The sequence below is a fragment of the Hymenobacter cellulosivorans genome, assembly GCF_022919135.1.
GTDB lineage: Bacteria > Bacteroidota > Bacteroidia > Cytophagales > Hymenobacteraceae > Hymenobacter > Hymenobacter cellulosivorans.
In genome coordinates this window covers 4,126,468-4,144,573 of the sequence record NZ_CP095049.1, presented here as the reverse complement: position 1 = coordinate 4,144,573, position 18,106 = coordinate 4,126,468, and the positions used below count along the sequence as shown (strand labels likewise).

General features: G+C 58.3%; 19 protein-coding genes. 12 read left to right on the top strand and 7 right to left on the bottom strand.

Going from position 1 to position 18,106, the window contains the following annotated elements:
* Positions 1-176: 176 nt before the first annotated feature.
* Complete coding sequence (locus MUN80_RS17540; protein WP_100335980.1) at positions 177-371, top strand: hypothetical protein; 195 nt, start codon at positions 177-179, stop codon at positions 369-371.
* A gap of 104 nt (positions 372-475) precedes the next feature.
* Here MUN80_RS17540 and MUN80_RS17535 read toward each other — a convergent pair whose 3' ends face one another.
* On the bottom strand, positions 476-1,228 hold the full coding sequence (locus MUN80_RS17535; protein WP_244714765.1) for a murein L,D-transpeptidase catalytic domain family protein: 753 nt from the start codon (positions 1,226-1,228) through the stop codon (positions 476-478).
* A 238-nt stretch (positions 1,229-1,466) separates the two neighbouring features.
* Between MUN80_RS17535 and MUN80_RS17530 the strand changes: the two genes are divergently transcribed.
* The gene (locus MUN80_RS17530; RefSeq protein WP_244714764.1) at positions 1,467-1,826 is read left to right on the top strand and encodes a hypothetical protein; all 360 of its coding nucleotides are present in this window, start codon (positions 1,467-1,469) and stop codon (positions 1,824-1,826) included.
* Positions 1,827-1,901: 75 nt separating this feature from the next.
* On the opposite strand, the gene MUN80_RS17525 is transcribed toward MUN80_RS17530, so the two are convergent.
* Both MUN80_RS17525 and MUN80_RS17520 read right to left on the bottom strand, forming a co-directional pair.
* Positions 1,902-2,306, bottom strand: coding sequence for a hypothetical protein (locus MUN80_RS17525; protein WP_244714763.1), 405 nt, complete (start codon positions 2,304-2,306; stop codon positions 1,902-1,904).
* A gap of 246 nt (positions 2,307-2,552) precedes the next feature.
* Positions 2,553-3,023, bottom strand: coding sequence for a DUF4199 domain-containing protein (locus tag MUN80_RS17520; protein ID WP_244714762.1), 471 nt, complete (start codon positions 3,021-3,023; stop codon positions 2,553-2,555).
* Positions 3,024-3,391: 368 nt separating this feature from the next.
* On the opposite strand from MUN80_RS17520, the gene MUN80_RS17515 reads away from it, so the two are divergent.
* A complete protein-coding gene (locus MUN80_RS17515; protein ID WP_244714761.1) occupies positions 3,392-5,014 on the top strand; it encodes an ABC-F family ATP-binding cassette domain-containing protein in 1,623 nt (540 codons plus the stop codon).
* 18 nt (positions 5,015-5,032) lie between these two features.
* Complete coding sequence (locus MUN80_RS17510; protein ID WP_244714760.1) at positions 5,033-5,854, top strand: hypothetical protein; 822 nt, start codon at positions 5,033-5,035, stop codon at positions 5,852-5,854.
* A gap of 105 nt (positions 5,855-5,959) precedes the next feature.
* On the opposite strand, the gene MUN80_RS17505 is transcribed toward MUN80_RS17510, so the two are convergent.
* Complete coding sequence (locus MUN80_RS17505; protein WP_244714759.1) at positions 5,960-6,130, bottom strand: lmo0937 family membrane protein; 171 nt, start codon at positions 6,128-6,130, stop codon at positions 5,960-5,962.
* Between the two features lie 360 nt (positions 6,131-6,490).
* Between MUN80_RS17505 and MUN80_RS17500 the strand changes: the two genes are divergently transcribed.
* Positions 6,491-7,381 carry a 3-hydroxyacyl-CoA dehydrogenase family protein gene (locus MUN80_RS17500; RefSeq protein WP_244714758.1) on the top strand — a complete coding sequence of 297 codons (891 nt, stop codon included), beginning with the start codon at positions 6,491-6,493 and terminating at the stop codon, positions 7,379-7,381.
* 117 nt (positions 7,382-7,498) lie between these two features.
* Here MUN80_RS17500 and MUN80_RS26020 read toward each other — a convergent pair whose 3' ends face one another.
* Positions 7,499-7,630: a hypothetical protein gene (locus tag MUN80_RS26020; protein WP_262922016.1), complete on the bottom strand. Its 132-nt coding sequence runs from the start codon at positions 7,628-7,630 to the stop codon at positions 7,499-7,501.
* A gap of 212 nt (positions 7,631-7,842) precedes the next feature.
* On the opposite strand from MUN80_RS26020, the gene msrA reads away from it, so the two are divergent.
* The gene (msrA, locus tag MUN80_RS17495) at positions 7,843-8,382 is read left to right on the top strand and encodes a peptide-methionine (S)-S-oxide reductase MsrA (RefSeq protein WP_244714757.1); all 540 of its coding nucleotides are present in this window, start codon (positions 7,843-7,845) and stop codon (positions 8,380-8,382) included.
* A gap of 81 nt (positions 8,383-8,463) precedes the next feature.
* Positions 8,464-9,417: an isoaspartyl peptidase/L-asparaginase family protein gene (locus MUN80_RS17490; RefSeq protein WP_244714756.1), complete on the top strand. Its 954-nt coding sequence runs from the start codon at positions 8,464-8,466 to the stop codon at positions 9,415-9,417.
* A 49-nt stretch (positions 9,418-9,466) separates the two neighbouring features.
* On the opposite strand, the gene MUN80_RS17485 is transcribed toward MUN80_RS17490, so the two are convergent.
* On the bottom strand, positions 9,467-9,871 hold the full coding sequence (locus MUN80_RS17485) for a hypothetical protein (RefSeq protein WP_244714755.1): 405 nt from the start codon (positions 9,869-9,871) through the stop codon (positions 9,467-9,469).
* A gap of 79 nt (positions 9,872-9,950) precedes the next feature.
* Positions 9,951-10,769, bottom strand: coding sequence for a 2,3,4,5-tetrahydropyridine-2,6-dicarboxylate N-succinyltransferase (locus tag MUN80_RS17480; RefSeq protein ID WP_244714754.1), 819 nt, complete (start codon positions 10,767-10,769; stop codon positions 9,951-9,953).
* 175 nt (positions 10,770-10,944) lie between these two features.
* On the opposite strand from MUN80_RS17480, the gene MUN80_RS17475 reads away from it, so the two are divergent.
* The 5 genes from MUN80_RS17475 to MUN80_RS17455 all read left to right on the top strand — a co-directional run bounded on the left by MUN80_RS17475 (position 10,945) and on the right by MUN80_RS17455 (position 18,000).
* Positions 10,945-12,096, top strand: coding sequence for a helix-turn-helix domain-containing protein (locus MUN80_RS17475; protein ID WP_244714753.1), 1,152 nt, complete (start codon positions 10,945-10,947; stop codon positions 12,094-12,096).
* Positions 12,097-12,307: 211 nt separating this feature from the next.
* Positions 12,308-14,788 (top strand): outer membrane beta-barrel family protein, encoded by a 2,481-nt coding sequence (locus tag MUN80_RS17470; protein ID WP_244714752.1) that lies wholly within the window; start codon positions 12,308-12,310, stop codon positions 14,786-14,788.
* Positions 14,789-14,907: 119 nt separating this feature from the next.
* Positions 14,908-16,062 carry a glycosyltransferase gene (locus tag MUN80_RS17465; protein ID WP_244714751.1) on the top strand — a complete coding sequence of 385 codons (1,155 nt, stop codon included), beginning with the start codon at positions 14,908-14,910 and terminating at the stop codon, positions 16,060-16,062.
* A 112-nt stretch (positions 16,063-16,174) separates the two neighbouring features.
* Positions 16,175-17,176, top strand: coding sequence for a 3-oxoacyl-ACP synthase III family protein (locus tag MUN80_RS17460; protein ID WP_244724911.1), 1,002 nt, complete (start codon positions 16,175-16,177; stop codon positions 17,174-17,176).
* A 164-nt stretch (positions 17,177-17,340) separates the two neighbouring features.
* On the top strand, positions 17,341-18,000 hold the full coding sequence (locus MUN80_RS17455; protein WP_244714750.1) for a metal-dependent transcriptional regulator: 660 nt from the start codon (positions 17,341-17,343) through the stop codon (positions 17,998-18,000).
* Positions 18,001-18,106 lie beyond the last annotated feature (106 nt).

Here is an 18,106-nt window from a genome sequence, read left to right as displayed (position 1 = left end):
GTGGAAATGGGCGGATGGAAAATCAGCCCCGAGGAGCTGTTTCGCTTGTAACGCGAAGCAAGTAGTAGGGTTGTGCTAGCTCTATATACCCAAATGGCAGGTATCTGCGTATCAGGCCAAGACCGGTTTGCTGCCGGGCTACTATTTTTCTTTTGATCCTTAATCTTTCCCTCTATATGAACCAAAAACGCACCTTCGGCGCAATCCTGACCATTCTGGGTATCCTCGGCATCATTGCCGGAGCCCTGGGCTTTCTGCAAATCGGTGGGTTGGGCCTGAGCAAGATGAACTCCCTGGTACCGTTCGCCGTGGGCCTCATCTTCTTCTTCGCTGGCATTAACCTGGTGAAGGCCACCGGCGACCGGGCTTAGCACCGGCGCTGACTCTGCTATTGGCTATTCAGCCCTAAAAAGAAAAACCCAACCGTACGGCTGGGTTTTTCTTTGAACGAACAACAAACAACTAGAGGAACAATTTAAAGCTTGGCTAAGCCCTGAGTGCGGGCAAAGGCGGTGAGAGCGGGGTCCAACTGCAAAAACGAGGACGTATAGTTGACGGCAGCCGGGGCGTGGGCGTAAATCACTGAGCCGCCCTTGATGGTGCGAATGATGCTGCCAGCTTGGTCGGTAGGCAGGGCTGGGCAACCCTGGCTACGCCCCAAGCGGCCGTGCTGCCGCACGAAATCCTCGCACACGTACTCGGCCCCGTGCACCACTACGGCCCGGCTGGCGGCATTGCTGTTGTAGCGGGGTTCCAGGCCCTGCAGCTTCAGTGAGAGGCCATGCTTGCCAGTGTAAGTGTTGCCAGTCAGGTAAAAGCCGATGCTGCTCTGCTCCGACCCGTTTACGTTGGAAAACGCTTTGGCAAACTCCTCGCCGGTGTTTTTACCGTGAGCCACCAACGTATTAAACAACACCCGCTGTTTTTTCAGATCAATCACCCACAGGCGCTTCAGGCGGCTGGAGCGGCTAAAGTCGATGACCGTCAGCAAAGGCTTCGTGGCCGAAGCCAGGCCCCGCTGCTGCAGGTTGTAGTAGCCAATCAAAGCCTGCCGAAACACGCTCATCGACAAGCCGCTCTGGGTCAGCCCGCTCTGGGTGTAGGTCAGCAGCATGTGCTGCTCAAAAGCGGCGGTATAAAAAGCTTTCCGGGCCGCGGCGTTGGCCGCAGCCGTGATTTTCTGGGGGTTCCGCGGGTCATCAGTAGCCGAGGCCGGCGCGGAGGGCATAAGAAACGAAAGTGCGGTCAGCAGTAAGCCCGCAAAGGCAGTCCGTGGGGTGGGCATGGGCTGAAATCGGCCTAAAATGACGGGGATAGAAGAACTCCAGGAGCGTGGCTAGGCAAATCTAGTACTTTCGTGCTTCCGTTGCATGCTTCTTGGCGTGTCTAACGAGTCTTTCTTACCGTCGGTTCCCGGTTGTTCTCAGGTTATGCATATTCGTCCGATTCTTCTTTCCGCACTTGGCATGGTGCTACTCTGTAGTTGCGGCCATTCCCTGCCCGAGTTGCCCGGCTTCGATGCCGAGGTGTGGCGCCGCGACCCCTACGCCTGCCAGAACCGCCGCCAAGCCCAACTACCCGCTCTGCAGCAGCACCGGGAGCTGCTCTACGGCACCCGCGCCGACGACATCGACGCGCTGTTTGGCCGCCCCGATGAAGAGGAGCTCAGTGAGCAAACCGAAAAGCTGTATTTCTACTATCTGGAGCCCGGCACCCAATGTGAGCCCGCGCATCAACGTTCCTCGGCCAACAAGCTGGTGCTGCGCTTCGGGCCCCTGGGCACCGTCACCGAGGTACTCTACGAGCGGGCCCCTATCCGGCATTAACTACGCCCGTAGCCCAGCAAAAAGGCGGCTTCCCGGGTGAGGAAGCCGCCTTTTTAAACTTAGCAGAACAACAGCTTAGCCAATGCCGCCTTCGTTGGTGACGGGCCGCTCGGGCTCCGGGTCGCGCTGCTGCTGGGTGTGAAACAAACTCAGCTGGGAAGGCGTCAGAATGCGGCTGCACTCGGCTTCGTACTGGGCTTCGAGCTCGGCAATCTTGGCGTGCTGCTGGCCGGGCTCCGATTTGTACTGCCACTGAATCTCGTCGAGGCGGGACAACTTGATACGGTTAGCCTCGCGCAGGCGGATGTACTGGGCCTCATTCAGGTGGAGCTGGTTGCACATCTGCCGGGTTAGCTCGGCCACCCGGGCTTCGGAGATTTGCTCGGAACCGGGCATCTCGGCGTGTTTATCTTTCTTCTGGGCGCTGGCCACCGTGGCCAGGCTCAAAAACAGGGTCAGTGTGAGCAATAGGGATTTCATAGGAGCGGTAGTGAAAAGCGTACAGGCTGTGAGCTGATAAAACGTAGTGTTAAACGGGACAGAGTACTAACGCCCCGAACTGACCACCATATATATTATCCAAATATATATTCATTTTGTCAAAATCGCAACCGCATTATCAACATCGATTTCAATTACCAAGGTTCCGTATCCAATGGCTTTTAGCAATAAAAAAGGCCGATTTCAGCATCTGAAATCGGCCTTTTTCAACTAAGTCATACTAGACTACTCAATACCTTCGAGCGGCTTGTGGTCGGGGCTCTTAAAGTACTGCATAGCAACCAACGAAATGATAACGCCCGACATCACGCTTTGCAGCATAATGGCCAAAAATGCAATGACTACCGACAGGTCGGCGCCAAACAAGTCTCGGGCCCGCAGCTGGTTCATGATGGAAGGATTGATAACCGTGTACACGACAAAGAACAACCCGAATACCACGGCAGCTACGATAGAAGTAATGATACCCGTGCCGAAGCCGTGCAGGTAAGGCATCCGGTCGTGGCGCACGCTCTTGTAGTGCGAAATAGCCATGCAGATACCGATGGCTAAAACTACGCCGTTTAGAAAACTAAACTCAACCCGGTCGGTGAGGTGCAGCAGCGAGGCCAGGAAGAAATAAACAATCATACCACCGGCCGTCAGCAGCCCATAGCGGAATCCATTTTTTTCGGGGGTGAGGTTTGCACTGTTCATACTTCAGAAGAGAAAAAGTGTATGAGTTAAGACGAAAGAGTGCTTCGGAACTGCAACTTCGTGGGGACTGTTGAAGAAGCCCGCTCACCGCACGTACCAAAGCAGTTGTGATTTATATACTTGGTTCTGAGCAAGGATGTTGTCCCGGGATTTATTTTTTTAGCGGCGCACACCCGTTTAGGGACGGTATTTCCTGGCTTTGCTCCGACTCCGGGGCCTCACTTCGGGTGCTCCGCCCCGCCTCAAATCCCGGCGGGAGCTCCCGAAATATTATGCCCCACGCATTTTGTCTATTTTCGCACTCTGATTGACTTATTTGCCCGCTTTTGCGGTGGGCCCAACCCTGGTTTTCTCGCTTTTCTCCGCATATGATCAGTACCTCCAACGTAAGCCTGCGCTACGGTAAGCGCATCCTGTTCGAAGACGTCACCATTAAATTCCTGCCCGGCAACGTGTACGGCCTTATTGGGGCCAACGGGGCCGGTAAATCCACCTTCCTGAAGATTCTCTCGGGCGAGATTGAGCCCAACACCGGCTCGGTCGACATGCCCGCCGGGGCCCGCCTCTCGGTGCTGCGCCAGGATCAGTTTGCCTACGACCAGTACCCGGTCCTCCAGACCGTGATTATGGGTCACACCAAGCTGTGGAAGGTGATGGAAGAGAAAGACGCCATCTACGCCAAAGCCGACTTCTCGGACGCCGACGGTGAGCGGGCCGCCCTGCTCGAAGGCGAGTTTGCCGACATGGAGGGCTGGAACGCCGACTACGAAGCGGCTGAACTGCTTTCGGGCCTGGGTATTGGTGAAGACAAGCATTACACGATGATGGGCGACCTGGGCGGCTCCGACAAAGTGCGGGTGCTGCTGGCTCAGGCTCTGTTTGGCAACCCCGACGTGCTGCTGCTCGACGAACCAACCAACGGCCTCGACGCCGAGACTGTGCTGTGGCTGGAAAACTTCCTCGACTCATTCCAGAACACGGTGATTGTGGTCAGCCACGACCGTCACTTCCTCGACGCAGTGTGTAACTACATGGCCGACCTGGACTTCTCGAAGATTACCATGTACCCCGGCAACTACTCGTTCTGGTACGAATCGAGCCAACTGGCACTGAAGCAGCGCCAGGAAGTAAATAAGAAGACCGAGGACAAGCGCAAGGAACTGGAAGAATTCGTGCGCCGCTTCTCGGCCAACGCCTCCAAGTCCAAGCAGGCTACTTCGCGCCAGAAGCTGCTGCAAAAGCTGACGCTGGAGGAAATCAAGCCGTCGTCGCGCAAGTACCCCTACATTGCCTTCAAGCCCGAGCGCGAAGCCGGCAACCAGCTGCTCACGGTCGAGAACCTGAGCAAGTCGGTGGAGGGCCAGGTGGTATTCCGTAACGTGTCCTTCTCGCTCGACAAGAAGGACAAGGTAGCCATCATCAGCCGCGACGACCGGGCCGCTTCCCTCCTCTTCGACATCCTGTTTGAGCAAATCAAAGCCGACTCGGGTGACATGAAGTGGGGCACGACCATTACCCCGTCGTATTTCCCGCGCGAAAATGCCGAGTTCTTCGACACCGACTTGAACTTGGTCGACTGGCTGCGGCAGTATTCTACGGAGAAAGACGAAAGCTTTATCCGGGGCTTTTTAGGTCGGATGCTGTTCTCGGGCGAGGAGTCGCAGAAGAAGTCGAACGTGCTCAGCGGGGGCGAAAAAGTACGCTGCATGCTCTCCAAAATGATGATGGAATCGGGCAACGTGCTCGTGCTCGACGACCCAACGAACCATCTCGACCTGGAAAGCATTACGGCTCTGAACAACAGCCTGCGCGACTTCCAGGGTACTTTGCTTTTCTCTTCGCACGACTTGCAGTTTGTCGAAACCGTGGCCAACCGCATCATCGAGCTCACGCCCGACGGCATCATTGACCGCCGCATGACCTACGAGGAGTATCTGGCCGATGACCAAATCAAGGCGTTGCGGCAGCGCAAATACCAACTCGTCTCTTAATCTCGTTAGCATCCTGCTATGAAACGAATTCTGATTACGCTGGCCCTCGCGGGGGCCAGTCTGGCAGCGGCTCCGGCCGCCCAGGCCCAAACCGATACGACCCGTACCTCGACGCAGAAGCCCCAGCTGAACACGGCGCCGCCCGGCACCAGTGCGCCCCGGCCTTCGCAGCCCGCGCCGCGCCAGGCCGTACCGGTACCCGCGCCCCCACCCGTGGACGAGCCGTTGCCGACCCCGCGTAATCCGAATTCGCCCTCGGGCCTGGAGTTTCCCAAGGGTAGCCGGGCTTCCGAGCAGCCCAAGCCGCTGCAGAAATACTTTTTGTATACCAACGTGGGCCTGGGCTACAGCAGCTATGCCGGCCAGGGGCAGTTCAACGTGAGTTTGGCTCCGGCCATTGGCTACCGGGTAAATGAAAAGTTCTCCATTGGCCCCGGAATTAGCTACTCCTATAATAGCCTGAGCTACTCGGAAGATTACCGGCAGCTGCAGCGCCTCTACAACAATGTGGAATACCCCAAACGGGTGCTGTCCAACAACGTGGGATTGAAGGTTTTTGCCCAGTACATGGTCATCAACCAGTTTTTTGCCCACTTGGAGTACGAGGTAACGCGCACTATGCTCAAGGCCGAGTACGACGCCTCTACCGGCCGGCTCAACCGCACTCTGAACACGCCGTTGGCCGGGGCTGGCTACCGCAGCCAGCTCGGCGACCGGATGGCCGCCGACATCGTAGTGCTCTACAACTTCAATGACGGCATTGATGCCCAGGGCTTCCGCACTTCGCCCTACGGCCAGCCCGAAATTCGCTTCAACTTCCTGTACAACCTGACCAAGTAGCGCCGCGCTACTTGGTTATGGTAGCCTTTGGGCAAAACAAAGAGCGGGCTCCCACTTTCGTGGGAGCCCGCTCTTTGTTTTTTCAGACTAAAGCAGCAGCCGTAGTTACACTACGCGGCCGCCGCGGATAACACGCAACAGGATGGCAATGATGGCAATTACCAGCAGCACGTGAATCAGGCTATTGTTGGCCAAACCTCCGCCGAGAATGCCGAAGAAGCCCAGAGCCCAGATGATGATCAGAATGACGGCGATGATATAGAGCAGATTTCCCATGGTGGTTGGTGGTTGGAATGGAAGGTGAAAGAAGGAAAAAAACAAATCCTCTTTGCAGCAGTTGTTAAGGGTTGGAAGTTGCTGTAAGGTGATTTGCGGTTTTGTACGCGGGCCTTAGCAAAAGGATATATCGTGTCAGAAAAATTTAATTAATTCCAGGCTTGTCGAGCTTGAAAAGGGCTATTCCGCGGTGGAAACCGGCTTTTACCGTTCCCTAGATTTTTTCTCACCCCTCCCTTTCCTTTCCGTTTTCTGCATTGGGCTGACCGTAATTTCAGGTTAGCTTTGCGCCGTATTTCCCGGCCGCCGCGCCGGAAGTAGTCCGCAGTTTTCTTTCCCACCCTCCTTTCTCCGCTTTCCATGATGAATGTTGCCGTTATTGGCTCGGGTACTATGGGCAATGGCATTGCCCACGTATTTGCCCAGCATGGTTTTTCCGTTGCCCTGATTGACATCAGCCAGCCCGCGCTGGACAAGGCCTTGACCACCATCGGCAAAAACCTGGACCGTCAGGTGGCCAAGGGCGGCCTCTCCGAAGACGATAAAACGGCCACCCTGGGCCGCATCACTACCTTTACCAGCGTGGCCGAAGGCGTGCAGAACGTGGAGCTGGTGGTAGAGGCCGCCACCGAAAACGTCGAGCTGAAGCTGCAGATCTTCCGCGACCTGGACCAGCACGCCCCTGCCGGCGCCATCCTGGCTTCCAACACTTCCTCGATTTCCATCACTAAGATTGCCGCCGTGACCAAGCGCGCCGACAAGGTCATTGGCATGCACTTCATGAACCCGGTGCCGGTGATGAAGCTGGTGGAGGTAATTCGCGGCTACGCGACTTCCGATGAGGTGACGAGCCGCATCATGGAGATTTCGCGGCAGCTGGGCAAGACGCCCACTGAGGTAAACGACTACCCCGGTTTCGTAGCCAACCGCATCCTAATGCCGATGATCAATGAGGCCATCATTACCCTGTTTGAGGGCGTGGCCGGCGTGGAGGAAATCGATACGGTGATGAAGCTGGGCATGGCCCACCCGATGGGCCCGCTGCAGCTGGCCGACTTTATCGGGCTGGACGTGTGCCTGGCCATCCTGCGGGTGCTGCACGAAGGCCTGGGCAACCCCAAATATGCCCCCTGCCCGCTGCTGGTCAACATGGTCATGGCCGGCCGCTTGGGCGTGAAGTCGGGCGAGGGGTTCTACTCCTGGGGCCACGGCACCAAGGACCTCATCGTGGCCGACCGGTTCAAGAAGTAAGGGCCCAGGGCCTGCCACTCTGCGGTGTCCTGGCACCGATTAGAAAAGTCCTTCCTGAGCAGTCAGGGAGGGCTTTTGCATGAATATACATGCATCCTGCCTGGTCAGCACCAGCTTTTATAAGCTGTAGAAGGCCTGCTGACCAGCCAGCAGGCCTTTTCGGGCTTGGTACAAGGGCTGCTGGCTGGTCAGCAAGGGGTTCAGGAATGCATGACGGGCCTGCTGGCTGGTCAGCAGGCATTTCCGCACGTTGTGGAGGCAGCGCTGACCTGCCAGCAGGCCCCTGGAAACTTTTGCAGAGTACTCTGCCGGACTAGCAGGCACAGTTGGTAGTGAGTTCGGAGCTCAACCCTGCCCGGCGGCCAGCTTTAGGAAATCAATAAGGCCGAGCTTGAAACCTTCAGAGCTGGAATTTGCTTATAGAGTATTCAGTATTTGACTTGGACTTTAGAAATAGAAGAATGGAACAGGCCACATTTGGCGGCGGGTGCTTCTGGTGCACCGAAGCCGTTTTTCAGAACTTGAACGGGGTACAGAAAGTGGTATCGGGCTATACCGGCGGGCGCATTGCCAACCCTACCTACAAGGAAGTGTGCAGCGGCCTGACCGGGCACAACGAAGTCATCCAGGTGACTTACGACCCGCAGGTTATCAGCTACGAGGAGCTGCTGGAGGTGTTCTGGAAAACCCACGACCCGACAACCCTCAACCGCCAGGGCAATGACGTGGGCACGCAGTACCGCTCGGGAATTTATTTTCAGAACGCGGAGCAGCAGCGCCTGGCTGAGCAGTACAAGCAAAAGCTGACCGAGGCCAACGCCTTCGACCAGCCGATTACCACCGAAATTGTGCCGCTCAAGGAGTTCTATCCCGCTGAGGACTACCACCAAAACTACTACAACCTGAACGGTAATCAGCCCTACTGCCAGTTCGTGGTCAAGAGTAAGGTCGACAAGGTGAAAGCCGTGTTTGGCGACAAGCTCAAGAAGTCGGTAGCGTAGCGCTTCTGCGCAAGCTCAACATAACAAAAGCACGGCCCGGGCCGTGCTTTTGTTGTTTTCACCCTTTTCACCCTGCCTGTCATGCCTGACTCTCCCACCAAACGCAAATACGTACTCGTTATTCACGGCGGCGCCGTCAACACCGACCCTTCAACCATTCCCCCGGAAAAAGAAGAGAAGCTGAAACAGGGCCTGAAAAAGGCGCTGATGGCCGGCTCCGAAATCCTGGCCCGCGGCGGGGCCGCCCTCGACGCGGTGGAAGCGGCCGTGAAAAGCCTGGAAGACAACGAGCTGTTCAACGCCGGCCGCGGGGGCATGTTCAACATCAACGGGGAAGTCGAAACCGAATCTTCCATTATGGATGGCAGCACGCTGCGCGGTGGAGCCGTAAGCGGCCTCAAGCTGGTGAAGAACCCCGTGAGCCTGGCCCGCCTGGTGATGGAGAAGTGCAAGCATTCCTTCCTCACGGGTGAGGGCGCCCAGGAATACGCCCTGTCCCAGGGCCTACCCCTGCAAGACCCCACCTACTTCAAAACCGACGCCCAGCGCGAGGAGTGGATGGAGATAATCCAGGAGGCCGAGGTAGAGCACGCCAACAAGCACGACACCGTGGGGGCCGTGGCCCTCGACCAGAACGGCAACCTAGCCATGGCTACCTCTACCGGCGGCATCGAGGGCAAGCTGCGCGGCCGCGTCGGCGACAGCTGCATCTTCGGCGGCGGCGGCTACGCCAACAACGAAGTCTGCGCCGTCTCGACCACCGGTGATGGGGAAATCATCATGCTGGCTGGCGTGGCCCACGAGGTGTATGCCCTGCGCAAGTACAAGAAGATGTCTATCGACAAAGCCGCCCGCGAAGCCGTGGAAATGTACGCCGACAAGCTCGCCGGCGACCGGGGCATCATTGCCGTCGACCCCGATGGCAACTTCACCATCGAGTCGAACACGAACGTGATGCGCTGCGCCTACCAAACCGACGCGGAAGAGCCGTTCGTGGCGGTCTGGAAAGAAGAAGTAGACAAGCAACTGAAGTAGCCGTTGGGTCTTCAAGCCAGACTACAAGCCAAACAAAAAAGCCCGCTACTTAGCGGGCTTTCTTGTTTGACTCAATTCGCTTACCAAAGAACCGGTTAAGCTGTACTAGGTCTTTTCTGAGCCACCCATCAACCATGGGGGTGACTTTAACCACTATTTCCGGGCCGTTCGCCAGAGCCCAGTACTCGTGCTTCACTCCTTTTACAGTAGTATGCCCGAAGCCGCTGGTAAGATGACTCAGGTCAAATGTCTGGGGGCTGCGAAGCCAGCGGCTCACGACTACCGTTCCGGCAGCAGAATCAATGCTGATGCCGGTCAAGGGTGGTTTCAGCAGGGAGTGCACTAACAGGAATGCATTCATCAGGCAAGGCACTACCAGTAACGCTGGCACCGACCATTTCGGATCTTCTCTATTAAGCCACTTTCCTATTCCCAGGCAAACGAGGATAAACAAGTTTACCTGTAGATAGGACTTGACAATCAACCGGGGCCGGTAGCGGAAGGTAGCTGCAGTTGCGTGCTTCACGGCCGGCTTAAACCGAGACGCCGAAGTCGCGCAGGGCGTCGTTCAATGAGGTTTTCAAGTCCGTGCTGGGCTTGCGCTGGCCGATAATCAGGGCGCAGGGCACCTGGTACTCGCCGGCGGGGAATTTCTTGGTAATGGAGCCCGGAATTACCACCGAGCGGGCCGGCACGAAGCCTTTGTACTCCACGGGCTCAGCGCCTGTCACGTCGATAATCTTGGTGCTGCCGGTGATGGTCACGCCAGCCCCGATTACGGCTTCCTTGCCCACGTGGCAGCCTTCCACCAGAATGCTGCGTGAGCCGATGAAGGCGCCGTCCTCGATGATAACCGGAGCGGCCTGCACGGGCTCCAGCACCCCGCCGATACCCACGCCGCCGCTCAGGTGTACGCCGGCCCCAATCTGGGCGCAGGAACCTACCGTGGCCCAGGTATCGACCATGGTACCCTCACCTACCCAGGCACCGATGTTGACGTAGCTGGGCATCAGGATAACGCCCGAGGCCAAGAACGCGCCGTAGCGGGCCGTAGCCGGGGGCACTACGCGCACACCCTGGCTGGCGTAGTCGGTCTTGAGGCGCATTTTGTCCCGGTACTCAAAGGGCTTCAGCTCGATGGTTTCCATCTGCTGAATGGGGAAATACAGGATAACGGCCTTTTTTACCCAGTCATTCACCTGCCACTGCCCGTCGGCGGTGGGCTCGGCTACGCGCAGGCGGCCCTTGTCGAGCTCTTCGATTACGGCGTGAATGGCGTCGGTGGTGGCAGTTTGCTGCAGGAGGCTGCGGTCGGCCCAGGCAGCTTCTATGGTAGCTTGCAGGTTGGTCATGCGAAAGAGTGCAAAAAATGTAGGGTGCAAAACTAGCAGCAAAATGCTCGGGGTTGGTACTCGAATGCCGTAAAACATCCGGGCGCGGCCCCCGGGACGGGTCGGCAAATCCGCGGGCGGCCTCTACCTTTACTTGTGCTTACCCGCTTATGCCCAATTCTAGAGTGCGAGCTGCATGGATATAAGAAGCCTGCTACCCCTTGTCAGCCTGCTGGCCGTCTTTATTTCCTGCATTCTGGCCGTGTTTCTGCTCACGGTCCGGACCCGCAGCTGGCTGAGCAATGCGCTGCTGGCCGGCTTTATCCTGCTCAACGCCCTGGACATCAGCTCGTGGTTTGTCAACCGCTTTTTGGTGGACTACCCTACGCTGTTGCTGCTCAAAATCAGCCTGAACACGCTGATTAATCCGCTGTTCTACTTCTACGCCCTGGCCCTGTGCTACTCCGACTTCCGGCTGCGGGCCAAGCACCTGTGGCACCTGTTGCCCTTCGCGGTGCTGACGCTGGTGCTCATGCCCCGGTTTTATCTGGTGGATGCGGCGGCCAAGCAGGCTTTTCTGGCCCACTACGGTGGCACGCCGGAAGCTACATTCAGCTTTGTACTGGGCCACCTGCAATTCGTGTTCTACATCACGGCCACGTTCCTGACCCTGCGCAAGTACCGCCGCACCTACGAAGAGAATTACGCTGATACCTCGATTATCACCTACCGCTGGCTGTTTCAGCTTACCGTCGTCGATACTGTGCTGCATAGCATTATCGTGGTCAAGGATCTGCTGGGCTTCACGCCTTACAGCCAGCTTTTTAACGGCCTGGAGCTGCTGGTCGGACTCAATGCAACCTGCATTCTGTCGTGGTTTGTACTCAAGGCCCTCTACAACCCCACCCTGTTTCGCAGCATCGACTCAAGCCTGCCACCAGTGGAGCAACTCATCGCCCAGGCACAGGTGGCAGCGGCCCCGGCTGCCATGTCCGAGCCGGCCGCCGACCAAGCCCGGCAGGCCCTGATCCATCGGCTGCGGGCCCACATGGTGCAGGCCGAGCCCTACCTCAACCCCGACCTGACCGTGCAGGATTTGGCCCGGCAGCTGCAGCTGCCCGCGCGGGAGTTGTCGGTGCTTATCAACCACCACCTGGACCAGCACTTCTTCGACTTCGTGAATGAGTACCGCATCAACAAGGCCAAGCACCTGCTCAAGGACCCCAGCCAGGGCAAGCTGACGGTGCTGGAAATTCTCTACGCGGTGGGGTTCAACTCCAAGTCGTCGTTCAATACTTCCTTTAAAAAGCAGACCGGACTAACCCCAACCCAATACCGTAGCACCTGATTCGGGACAGGTTGAGATTTGACTAAAACAACCATTAAGCCCTTATTCATTAGAGTATAACACAAAAGTCGAACGTCTACTGAGTGAAGTCGAACTCATTTTTCGGGAGGAAAAGGGTTCGACTTTTTTTAGTCAGTCGCGGGGCCCGGGGCGGCACCTCACCTTTGGCAGACTTGGCGCTGATGCCAAGCTCTACCAGTCTTTTGCCGCCATGCTTACCGTGCTTGCCCACTTCCTGACTACTACCTTTTCCCGGTCCTTTTCCCGCTCCTGCGCTTCCCTCCTAACGCCACTTGGCTACCTGCGCCACGTTGGGTGCGGCCTGTTGCTGGTTGCCTTTTTACTGTCCAATTCGGCGGCGGCCCAAAACACGATAAGCGGCAATATAACAGATGGCGCAGCGCCCATTGGCTGGGCCAACGTGGTCTTGTTCGGAGCCGATGGAAAGCTGGTAGCCGCCACCGTCAGCACCGAAGCCGGAAGCTTTGCCCTGACGGCAGCCCACGGCACCTACAAGCTCCGGGTCAGCTTCCTGGGGTTCACCGATTGGGAGCAGGATGTGCCGTTGAGCAAGAGCCTTACTATTGCCCCAATCGTGTTGCAACCTAGCACGGCCAGTTTGCAGGAAGTGGTAGTAGTAGGACGCAAAAAGCTAGTCGAATACCAAACCGACCGGGTCGTGTTCAACGTGGAAAACAGCGTGGCCGCGGTGGGTGGAGACGCTGTAGGAGCCCTGGCCGCCGCGCCGGGGGTACTCGTCCGCAACGGCAGTATCAGCATGCTGGGCAAAGGCTCGGCCCGGGTGATGGTAAACGGGCGCCTACTGGAGTTGTCGGGCGAGGAGTTGGTGGCCTACCTCAAGTCGATTCCAGCCAGCAGCATCCGCAACGTGGAGGTGATTACCAATCCGCCGGCCCAGTACGAGGCCAGCGGCGACGGGGGCTTGCTGAACATCAACCTCAAGCAAGGGCCGACCAACGCCTGGCAAAACACGACAACCCTGGCCTACGAGCAAAACAGCTTCGGGGCCGCTACGCTGCAAAACAACCTGGTGTACAGCAAAGACAAGCTGCGGCTCACGCTCAGCGCCAGCGGCAAGCAGGGAAATACCCGGGTAAAGCAACGCCTGGACACCTACTACCCCGCCGGCTCCTGGGAGCTGCGCTACGCCGCCAGGCAGCAAACAGGTACTGCTGCCGGCCAGCTGGCCCTAGACTACGACCTAACCCAGCACACCACCATCGGCCTGCAGTACGCGGGTAGCTCTACTTCGGCCCCCAGCAGCCAGGACCACACCCGAATCGGCCTGTTCAACCCCGCTCACACCCTGGATTCGGTGCTGATGATTACTGGGACCCGGCTGGTGCGCACCAACAGCCACGCCGCCAACGCCCACGTCGTAACTGTGTTGGATACGTTGCAGCGCAGGATTTCCCTCGATGCTGATTACTTCTCCTACTGCTCCGAGGTGGATAACCGTTTTGCCTCCGCCAGCTTTTCCCCCGCACAGGAGTTTTTGAACCCGAATCTGGCGGCCCAGAATATTTCCGGGCAGCAGATTCAGAATTTCAGCGGCAAGGTCGATGTAGAGCACCCGCTGAAGTGGGCCAGGCTGAGCTACGGAGCGAAAGTCAGCCTGATTCAAAGCCGGAGCGCCCTGCAGTACTACAATACGCGGCCAGCTAGGCCCATCCTGGACCCCAGCCAGTCGAACAGCTTCGAGTACCGGGAGCAGACCCAGGCCCTGTACCTGAGCGGGACCCGCCGCCTGAGTACCCACTGGAACCTGCAACTGGGCCTGCGCCTGGAGCAAACCCAAACCCGGGGCTACTCGGCCACGCTGGACCAGCGCACTACTAATGACTACCTGAAAGCTTTTCCCAGCGCCTACCTTACTTATCAGCCCAGCGAGAATCAGCAGATGCAGGCTACCTACGGGCGCCGGGTAAACCGCCCCGGCTTCGCCCTGCTCAACCCGTTCCGCTCCTATATCAACAGCACCAGCTACTCGGAAGGCAACCCGTTTCTGCAACCCAGCTTCGTCGACAACCTGGAGCTGACCCACACTTTCCGAGAGGCGCTGCGTACCACGGCCTTTCTGTCGCGCACCACCGACGGTTTCGGGCCCGTTTTCACGGCCAACCCGACCACGAATACTCTGGTTATCAGCCGCCAAAATTACTTCCGGGAGCTTGCTTTCGGGCTGGGCACTACCTACTCGGCCACGCCAACTAGCTGGTGGCAAACCCACAACACGCTCTACCTGCTCGGTTCCCGCAGCCGCTTTACCGGGGCGCTGGCCGCGGTACCCCGCAACACGCCCCAGCTCTACGCCGCTACCAGTCATACCTTTACCCTGAGCCCTACCACCAAGCTGCAGGCCGACTATACCTATAGCTCCCCGGTAACCCGGGGCCTGTACACCACGGGCTACCTGGCCGGCCTGAACCTAGCCTGGCAGCAGCGCCTGTTTCGTAACCGGGTGCAGGCCACCCTGCTGCTCAATGACGTATTTAACACGGCCTATCTGAAAGATTACACGTCCACGGTCAACGGCGTCAAGCAGGTGTACAGCGAGAACAACAGCAGCCGGTTTGTGCGCTTGTCCCTCTCCTACGACTTTGGCAATCGGCAGCTAAAAGTCGCCCCCCGAGAGTTTGGCAACGACGCCGAGCAGCGGCGGACCAACTAAACCAACTTCCCTGAAGCAGCCGGCCGCTTGGTTTAGTTCGTGGCGCTGAGCAGCCGACAGTGGTTCCAACCTTCGGGAAGCCAAACTATTTCGCAGAACCGGCATCTTTGCACTCAGCAATGCAGCCGACTACCTTCCTTCTGGCCTCCGTCCTCAAACCTCTGGACGACACGCGCATGTACGGCAAATTTGGCCGCACGCTCGTAGAGCGGGCCGGTGAGCAGCATACGGTCCACATTGCCGGCCGCTGGGCGCCTGCCCCCGCAGATACCCCGGTCGGCATCCGGTTTCATTCCCTGCTCCGGGGCAGCCGGTTGAGCTGGCAGCGCTTAGGCGCCCAATGGCGCTACTGGCGCCTGCTCCACCAAGTACAACCCGACGTGGTGCTCGTTCATGCCCCTGAGCTGCTGCCCCTGACCCTGCTCTGGCACCGGCTGGGCTCCGGGCGGAAGTTTCTTTATGACGTGCGGGAGAATTATGCCTTAAACATCCGGACCCAGCAGGTATACCCGCCCTGGCTGCGGGGCCTGCTGGCCGGCTTGGTGCGCGGCCTGGAAACTATGGTCGCCCGGCGGGCGGCGGGCATCATCCTGGCCGAGCGCAGCTACGCCGAGGAGCTGCCCTTTGCCAAGCCCCGGCGCACGGTGGTGCTGGAAAACAAGTTTGCATCCGAACCCGAAACGCCAGCCGCTGCCCCAACCCGCCTAATGTTAATGCCCCGGCCCGGCGAAACACTGCGGCTGCTCTATTCGGGCACCATTTCGGAGCTGAATGGCGTGTTCGAGGCCGTTGAGTTCACGCTCCGCTTGCGCCAGCACTGGCCCCAGGCCCACCTGACCATTATCGGGTTTTGCCAGCGCCCCGAGCAACTTCAGCGCCTGCGCACCGTCATTGCCGCCAACCCCGGCGCGGTGACCCTAATCGGGGGCGACGCGCTGGTGCCCCACGCCCGGATTGTCGCCGCAATTGCGCAAAGTCACCTGGGTTTGCTGCCCTACCGGCCCCACCCCAGCACCTGGCGCTGCGTGCCTACCAAGCTTTTCGAGTACCTGGCCAGCGGCCTGCCAGTGCTGATTCCAGATAACCCCTACTGGACCGGCATCGTGGCCCGGCACCAGGCCGGCGCGGTAGTATCCTTTGATGAAACTTTTGCGGTACCAGCCGTTGTAGCACAGCTCACGGCCGCCCCGTTTTACCCATACGGCGTGCCGGCGGAGGCTTTCTGGCAGTCCGAAACCACAAAATTGTGGGCCCTGCTGGATAGTATCCGGTAACTGCCGACCTTTGCCGGCCGTTAGCGCAGATGAGGGCTAGTTTTTACTATCTTCGCCTCCTTTTTTTCGCTCCGTTTTCCTCGACTATTCCCACTTACCTGATATGAGCACCCTGCGTCATTCCGAAATTGCCGGCGTCGGCCACTACGTTCCGTCCCGCGTTGTCACTAATGCCGACATTACCGAACTCATGGAAACCACCGACGAGTGGATTCAGGAGCGGACCGGTATTAAGGAGCGGCGCTGGTTTGAGGAAGGAAAAGACACCACAGCTAACATGGGCGCCAACGCGGCCCGTAAGGCCCTGGAAATGGCCGGCCTCCAGCCCGACGACGTGCAGATGATTGTCTTTGCCACCCTGTCGCCCGACTATTTCTTTCCCGGCTCGGGCGTGCTGCTGCAGCGCGAGTTGGGCATCAAGGACCCCATCCCAGCCTTCGACGTGCGCAACCAGTGCTCGGGCTTCGTGTATGCGCTGAGCATGGCCGACCAGTTCGTCAAAACCGGCATGTACGACACGGTGCTGGTAGTTGGCTCCGAAATTCACTCCTCAGGCCTCGATATCAGCACCCGCGGCCGGGCCGTATCGGTCATCTTCGGCGACGGTGCCGGCGCTGTCGTGCTGCGGCCCAGCACCCGCGAAGGCCACGGCATTCTGAGCACCCACTTGCATTCCCAGGGCGAGCACGCCGAGGAGCTAATTGTGAAAGAACCCGGCTCGAACCGCAACAACCGCGTGGAATATGTAGTGGCCAACGAGCTAGACATGTACCCTTACATGAACGGCCAGAACGTGTTTAAGCACGCCGTGGTCCGCTTCCCCCAGGTGATTAAGGAGGCCCTCGACCAGAACGGCTACGAGTCGAAGGACATCGACATGCTGATTCCCCACCAGGCCAACCTGCGCATCACCCAGTTTGTGCAGCAGAAGATGGGCCTGACCGACGACAAGATTTACAGCAATATCCAGCGCTACGGCAACACCACCGCCGCCTCCGTGCCGATTGCCCTGAGCGAGGCCGTAGCCGAAGGCAAAATCAAGCGTGGCGACCTGGTTTGCCTGGCCGCCTTCGGCTCGGGCTTCACCTGGGCATCAGCGTTGATTAAGTGGTAAAGCAAGCTTAGGACCCTGCCCCGCAGGAACAGTAAGAGGCTTTCGAGAACAGGAGGTGGCAGGCCAATTCAGGCGGCCACCTCTTTTTTGTTAAGCCGGCTAACGAGGCCTCTTGCCTAAACTTGAGTTTAGAATTTCTACTTTTGAAGCCTAACTTTCTTCTCTTGCCCAGCTACACCGAGGAAAACTACTTAAAGGCCATTTTCAAGCTGGCCGAAGCCGAGCCCGGCTCGGAAGTCAGCACCAACCGCATTGCCGAGGTGCTACAGACCCGGGCCGCCTCCGTAACGGATATGCTGCGTCGCCTGGGCGAGAAAGGACTGCTCAACTACACCCGCTACCGGGGCGTGTCGCTCACGCCGGAAGGCCGGCGCCTGGCGTTGCTCACCATTCGTAAGCACCGGCTCTGGGAAGTATTTCTGGTGCAGAAGCTGGGCTTCAACTGGGACGAGGTGCACGAGGTGGCCGAGGAAATGGAGCATATCCAATCCCCGCTGCTGGTGCGCCGCCTCGACGAGTTCCTGGGCTTTCCGCAAACCGACCCCCACGGGGACCCTATTCCGACGGAGGAAGGGGCCATTCTGCGCCCCCAAAATCGCCTCGTAGCTGACCTTACACCCGGCGACTCCGGCACCGTCGTAGCCGTTAAAAACACCTCAGCGTCGTTTCTGCAGTACCTCGATAAAGTCGGTTTGTGCCTGGGCGCCCACCTTGAAGTTCTAGACAAAGTCAGCTTTGACAACTCCCTGGAAATCAAAGTTAATAAACAAAAGACTACGCTGATTTCGGCCGAGGTCAGCCGCAACCTTTTCGTTACCGGCTAGGTGGTCCGGAGCATGAAGCATCGGCTCCGCGCAGCGTTGAACAGCAATCAGTAGCCCAATCCTGTCACTGCGGTTAGTCGCCCTGCTAAGCGGGAGCTAGCGGCCA